The 2,943-nt window shown below is 33.7% G+C and carries 3 protein-coding genes; 1 reads left to right on the top strand and 2 read right to left on the bottom strand.

Annotated features, from left to right (window positions below; translation table 11 throughout):
- On the bottom strand, positions 1-973 hold a 973-nt coding region (locus PHQ99_08495), incomplete at its 3' end, for a hypothetical protein (protein ID MDD4289610.1).
- 291 nt (positions 974-1,264) lie between these two features.
- Here PHQ99_08495 and PHQ99_08500 point away from each other — a divergent pair.
- Positions 1,265-2,482 (top strand): PLP-dependent aminotransferase family protein, encoded by a 1,218-nt coding sequence (locus PHQ99_08500; protein MDD4289611.1) that lies wholly within the window; start codon positions 1,265-1,267, stop codon positions 2,480-2,482.
- A gap of 320 nt (positions 2,483-2,802) precedes the next feature.
- Here PHQ99_08500 and PHQ99_08505 read toward each other — a convergent pair whose 3' ends face one another.
- Positions 2,803-2,931 (bottom strand): diguanylate cyclase, encoded by a 129-nt coding sequence (locus PHQ99_08505; protein MDD4289612.1) that lies wholly within the window; start codon positions 2,929-2,931, stop codon positions 2,803-2,805.
- Positions 2,932-2,943: the final 12 nt, after the last annotated feature.

The following is a 2,943-nucleotide window of genomic DNA, read 5'->3' on the forward strand; positions in this document are numbered from 1 at the left end:
GCTCAATTTCATCTGTGAAAAAGGATTCTTGAACAACAGTGGCCAAAACAGTTCCTTTGTTGATTTTTATCTCAATTAAGTCAATGTTAAGGCTGCTACTGAAATTAGGTTTAGTCTTTCCTTTAGGGGCAATGGTTTTTTTTGTAATTTGGTTACTGATTATTTCGCCAGAACGAAAAGGAGTAACAGTAATTGATGCATCTATATCACCTTTATTTTCAATAACCAGAATTTTTTCCAGGGAAGGGTTAACGTGAACCTTCATTACTCCTCCCATATTTAAGGTTCTTCCAATTGGAGCTTCACCTTCAAGAATGTTCATATCTGATACCATATTGCTATCCTGGGTATTTATATCAGGTTGTTTTTTTTCTTCTAAATCTTCCATAGATGTGATTTTTTCATAATCTGCAGGAATTGTGAAATACTTATCATCCTGTGCTTCTATCTGAATGTTTAATATCTCAAACACACTTAGTTCTGCATTAGCTAAGGGAACAATTACTTTTATCCGTTGCTTTAACTCAGGAGAATACCAGGCCTGAATAGCACCATCCAGTCCTTCCCGGGTATAGATATATTTATCACATTCCAAACCATTAATTATTTCTGTGCCAATTTTCTCTTCCTGGTATCCCGTGGTAAGCATTTCCCAGCCAATTATTGGATTAAACAAGAACATTTCCTCTTTGCTAAATTCCATATAAAATTTCATAACCGGATGTAAACCAAGATAAGAATCTTCCTGACGGTTGGCAATGATTACTAAAGGTTCACCACTACTGTCCTCGCCATTCAGTCGATAGAGATGATTCTTGACAAAATAATTATAATAGTATGTTTCTTTTGGCTGGGTAATCTTGATTTGGGCGGAAAATTCCTGTGCAAAACACATATTAGCGAATAATAGAAAAAACACACCAAGGAATAGAAGAAAAAAGATACAAACAACCAAACTGTTTTTCTTTTTCATAAGAACCTCCTTTTAAAATTATCACTAATTATTATTTACACCCTATTTTTATTGTAACACTAAATAAAGTCAGGAGAAATAAAAATATTAACTCATAAAGACACTTAAAAATAGTGCCTTTTATTTACTCATAATCCCATGATGTTCAAATATTTAAGCACACTTTTTTGAGAAAAGATTAACCCAATTGAGATAATTAATTTTTTTGCAGTTTTAAAAAAGTCAAATAATATTGATAATAATTCATTATTATTCTATTATTAAATAAAGTATGGAAATTATAGGAGGTTAATGATGCCATTTATTCAAAGTGAAAAGTTGTTCTCAAAATTAGCAGAACAAAGTAAAGCTTCAGCCATCAGAGAGATTTTAAAGATTATTCAAAGTTCTGATGTAGTGTCCCTGGCAGGAGGGATGCCCGATCCAATAACATTCCCTGTAGAAGATTTAAGAGTTATATGTACTGATATTTTATCCAGTAATAGTGCCCGCGCTTTACAGTACAGCAGCACAGAAGGGTTGCTACAGTTAAGAGAATACCTGCTAAAGTGGCTGGGACTGGATAAAAAAGGATACAAAACAGAAAACATCATGATCAGCTCTGGATCACAGCAGGGATTAGATTTGGTAAGTAAAGCACTGGTAGATCCGGGAGATATTGTTATAGCAGAATTGCCCAGTTATCTGGCAGCACTGAATGCTTTCAAAAGTTACGGGGCAGAGGTAGTAGGGATCCCGATGGATGAAAATGGCATGCAAATGGACTCATTAGAAAGTACACTTCAGGAAATTACCAATAAAGAGAAAAAGATTAAATTTATATACACAATTTCAAACTTCCAAAATCCCGCAGGTGTTACCATGTCATTGCCGAGAAGAAAAGAGATTTTAGAAATTGCTTCAAAGTATAATCTTTTTATCCTGGAAGATAATCCTTACGACAAACTTCGTTTTGAAGGGGAACCATTACCGCCTATTCAGTCTTTTGACCAGGAAGGACGAGTGATTAATCTGGGTACTTTTTCTAAAATACTTTGTCCCGGCTTAAGATTAGCGTGGATTTCGGGGAATAAGGAAATAATAGAAAAGGTTGTAATTTTAAAACAAGCGACAGATCTGTGTACTCCTATACTGAACCAGATGATTGGTTACGAGTATTGCGCAAAAGACTATATTGATAAAAATATTGATTCAAATATTTCTGTTTACAGGGAAAAACGTGATGTTATGTTGGAATCTTTGGAAAAGCATTTCCCCGAAGGTGCTGTTTGGAATAAGCCTGCAGGCGGCTTCTTTGTTTTTGTAACCTTGCCTGAAAACATTGATGCTGATGAGATGCTGTATGAAGCTATTAAAGAAAAAGTTGCCTATGTAAGCGGGTCTTCATTTTTTGCCAACGGTAAAGGGAAAAACACAATGCGATTGTCCTTCTGTTATCCAAGCATAGAAGATATCAAGGAAGGAGTAAAAAGATTAGGCAAAGTCATTGAGAAGAATCTTAAAAAATAGGAACTCTGCAATATTTTAAAGACTCTTTATAATTGAAAATTTAATAAAAAAGTAAAACAAGTATAGGATAATAGCAAACGAATATAACAACATTACTAATATTGACATATTATATTATTCAATAAATAAAGATAAAGTATTTTTATTCAGTTAGCTAAACAAACTTGTAATATAAATTCAATTGTTGTATTTAGTGGAAGCAATTTACTTCCTTTTAGCTATGATTATATTGCTATAATAAAGTGAAGTGTGGATTGAAGTATTTATTATTTTTATGATGAACCGATGTCGAATCAAAAGTTAGAAGATATTTTTAGTACTTAGGAAGAATGTATTTTATCCATTGCCGAGTTTCTTACAACCTTGTTTCGTCCATGTTTCTTTGCCCGGTACATTGCCTGGTCGGCAGCTTCTACCAGTGTTTCGGGGTCTCTATTTTGTCCAGGGATTATTGTTGCTAC

Source organism: Atribacterota bacterium (genome assembly GCA_028703475.1).
Taxonomy (GTDB): domain Bacteria; phylum Atribacterota; class Phoenicimicrobiia; order Phoenicimicrobiales; family Stramentimicrobiaceae; genus JAQVMU01.